At 42.2% G+C, this 3459-nt stretch carries 3 protein-coding genes; all 3 read right to left on the bottom strand.

Features of this window, described 5'->3' with window-relative positions:
- Positions 1–107: 107 nt before the first annotated feature.
- Genes Q0L00_RS19480 through Q0L00_RS19470 form a run of 3 tightly spaced genes read right to left on the bottom strand, consistent with a single transcriptional unit; the run spans position 108 to position 3316 of the window.
- On the bottom strand, positions 108–1115 hold the full coding sequence (locus Q0L00_RS19480) for a site-specific integrase (protein ID WP_297338566.1): 1008 nt from the start codon (positions 1113–1115) through the stop codon (positions 108–110).
- Complete coding sequence (locus Q0L00_RS19475; protein WP_297338565.1) at positions 1102–2070, bottom strand: tyrosine-type recombinase/integrase; 969 nt, start codon at positions 2068–2070, stop codon at positions 1102–1104. The genes Q0L00_RS19480 and Q0L00_RS19475 overlap by 14 nt, the downstream gene beginning before the upstream one ends.
- Positions 2063–3316: a site-specific integrase gene (locus Q0L00_RS19470; protein ID WP_297338564.1), complete on the bottom strand. Its 1254-nt coding sequence runs from the start codon at positions 3314–3316 to the stop codon at positions 2063–2065. The genes Q0L00_RS19475 and Q0L00_RS19470 overlap by 8 nt, the downstream gene beginning before the upstream one ends.
- Between the last annotated feature and the right edge of the window lie 143 nt (positions 3317–3459).

Here is a 3459-nt window from a genome sequence, read left to right as displayed (position 1 = left end):
TTTGGGTTATGCTTAGTAAAAGATTATGTAAAGTAAGTGACAGATTACACGTTTCTCTTTCAGTAAACAGCAATTTTCAATCACATTACTTTACATAATAACAAGGTTTAAAAAAGCTTAAGCCAGTCTAAAAGGTTTTCATTAGACAACCATACTGGATCCTTTTCTGGCACAACTGAGATGTATGCTTTTTCGATAGCCTCCCGTTTTGCACGTGAGTCTGCCCGGGCATAGACCTCAGTTGTTTGCACAGAAACATGGCCGAGTATATCGCGGATATAAACCAGATTCACGCCGGCCTGTAATAGATGCATTGCCTTGCTGTGCCTAAGCGAATGTGGTGATATTACAGGAATCAGTTCTGGCTTTAATTTTCTGGCCATGTTGGCATATTTCTGTAAAATATAGTTTACACCAGCCCGTGTAAGTTTTTCCGATCTACTGTTGAAGAAAAGTGGATGCGTGTGTTTATGGGCCTGGACAAGACCATGTTCTTCAAGGTAAGGTCTTAATAACCTCACCTGATCGGCAAGCATGGGAATGATGCGGGTTTTATTTCCTTTCCCGGCTATCCGGATTGTGCTCAACTTATCAAGCCTAAGACTGGATGGAGTCAGATCAATAATCTCTTGGACACGCGCACCAGTATCGTACAATAATGAAAGTAAGGCCAGATCACGTCTACCTTTAACGGTGTGGATATCCGGTTGCTGCAAAAGCATTTTTATTGCATCGATCGAAAGGTAGCTCATTGGTATTACCGACTTATTTTTCATCGGTATTGACAGTATTTTCTGAAACTCATGCAAATGCTCAGGATTTTGGTACTGAACGTAACTGAAGAAAGCGTGGACCGCAGCCAATCGTGCATTCCTTGTTGCGTTACTGTTTTTGCGCTCCGATTGCAACCAGTCCAGAAAACCGACGACTGCTCCCTGGTTGATGTTTTCTAATGACAACTTTGATACAGAGATGCCTTGGGTTTGCATGTATCCTATGAACAGAACGAATGTATCCCGATAAGCCTTGATTGTATGTTTACTGGCTCCACGCTCGTGGGCCAAATACCCGGTCAGAAAACCAGTCAGGTATTTTGAAAAGTCAGTAGGTTTCATGGCCTGTTATGTTAGGAAAAACATTTATGCAGATCCTGTCGATATCCCTGAGCAAGCCAGGGTACATTGCTGACACCAACCTAACATAATGATTCGTGGATTCGATTGCCTGATGCCCCAGATAGGTTGAAAGAACCGGTAAGCAACAATAGATGTCCATGCCATTCTCAGCCATCATTGCCAATGAATGGACGCTAAATGAATGACGTAATGCGTGTGGTGTTATACCACGACCTTTTGGGATTCCGGCAATGGATAATAACCGGGAAAACCAGCGGCCGAAGCAATCGTATGATATTTTTTTTCCGTCAAGTGCAATGAAAAATCGGTCATCCTTTTTCAGGCTGGAAGGCAACTTATTCTTATAAAAAGTATATTGCCTAAGTACTATAGCCAACGAATCTGAAAAGGGAATCACACGTTCTTGTCCGTTCTTACTGTCACGTACAAGGATGATCCTGTCATCCAAGTTGACATCAGTGACAGATAAGGCCAATGCCTCGCCGCCTCTAAGGCCTGTAGCAAAGAGCAACCTTAATAGTGCAGGTACTGCAAATATGATTTGCTTCAATCCCTTTTGAATCCGAAAATTATCAGCTGCCTCAAAAAGTCGCTGAAGTTCATCCTTTGAAAAAACATAGGGTGTAAAGTCACTTTTATATCTGGGCAAACGCATGACATAAGAGCGAATGCCCTGTTCATTAAGGAATGACGCCAGCTTGTTGATGAGCACTGCGCGATGAAAGTTATATGATGAGGACAGGTTAATCCCTGCCTGCATCCATGATTGAGAAAGTTCCGCAGTAATACCCAACTTCGTTTCGCCTCGTTCAACAGTAAAGCGGTCAAAAACTGCAAATATGAATTCCTCTGTTCCCTGCTTAAAGCCCAATTGCCTTTTATAATCGAGATATTGATCAATATACGGGGCATATATTCCGATGAAGTTACGCATAAAAACACCCTCCTTTCTGATTATAGAAGTCGTCAGAAACTGCAGATACTTCAAGCATGCATTGCTTCATGGATGATAGGTCTACCCGTAAATAATTTTTTGTTGAACGGGAATTTTCATGACCAAGCACTTCTGTAATTACCGGTAAAACTGTCTTCTGCTCCAGGAGTAAACTGGCAAGGCTGTGACGAAGTGCATGCGGTCCGTGGTGCCGATGGCCGATATTGACCCCTGAGCTTATAAATGCGCGATTCACAAGACTGGTTATTCCACAAGTATACATCCGTCCAAATGGGGACCGTCCAGACAGGAACACGTAGGGCTCACCAGAAACCGGCCTCCCGAACTTCAGGTAATCAATGATTCCCTCTCCGACTTCAGCAAGTAAAGGTAATTGGAGTGGACGCCCCGTTTTGAACTGACATATCGATATTGTACTCTGTTCCCAACATAGGTTCTCGAACTTAAGTCCGGCAATATCGGATGCTCTCAAACCGAGTCTGGCGGCAATTAATACGATGGCATAATTACGTTTACCACAAACACTTGAGCGATCGATCTTATCTATCATCCTCTGAATTTCATCGGCCTTGAAGACAGAAGGCAGTTTGGCTTGTTTTCTATAGTTATCTTTAGGAACGGAAAGTGAAGTGTCTGTTTTTATTAGTTCTTGTTGGAAGAGAAACTTCAAAAACCCTCTGATCGCTCTTAAAGTCATATGAGCTACAGTTGAATGCCTAACATCTAAGGTTTTAAGGTAATCCAGGATGACAAATTTGCCCACCTTATCCATAGAGTTGATTCCTTTCTCATTCAGATGAATGAGAAATCTGCTCAGGTAATGTTCACGCTCCCTTATTGTTGATGCCTTTAATCGGAGTGAGACCAGATGGTTTATAAACAGCTTTACCAAATCTCCAATATGGCCGTCCAACATGATCCGTTCCCGGGTGCTGGCTAAGGAACCAGTCTCATAATACTCGCACAATACATTGACAATTTTTACAATGTCCTTGTCTCTTTTTGAAAGGGTAGCATAATCAAACTCCCCAAACTGGCTTAGTAAATATTGCCTACCGACACCAGAGTTGAATTCAGAAATACCTTGTTCCAGTAACTGGCGTCCCATTCTTCTCCAGTAGATACGATACCAATTTACTGTGCTGTCCGTCCTTAACAGTTTGTGCTTCAATACTTCTCCCGCGTCGTAAATGAGCTGGTCGAAGGCTTCGTTTATTTTTTTCATAACAGGTTGTTTTTCATGACTGTACCATTACAATCATGAGAACAACGCTTATTATTATGCAAAGTATGTTCGCCTGCTAATAGACCTCAATGCTGCTTTTGTAGTGCTTACTTTACATAATCTTTTACTATCCATAACCCAAA

Origin of the sequence: Algoriphagus sp. (genome assembly GCF_024305035.1) — a bacterium.
In the GTDB taxonomy this organism is placed as follows: domain Bacteria; phylum Bacteroidota; class Bacteroidia; order Cytophagales; family Cyclobacteriaceae; genus Algoriphagus.
The sequence above is the reverse complement of the archived record's forward strand: the minus strand, read 5'-3'. Positions and strand labels throughout refer to the sequence as shown.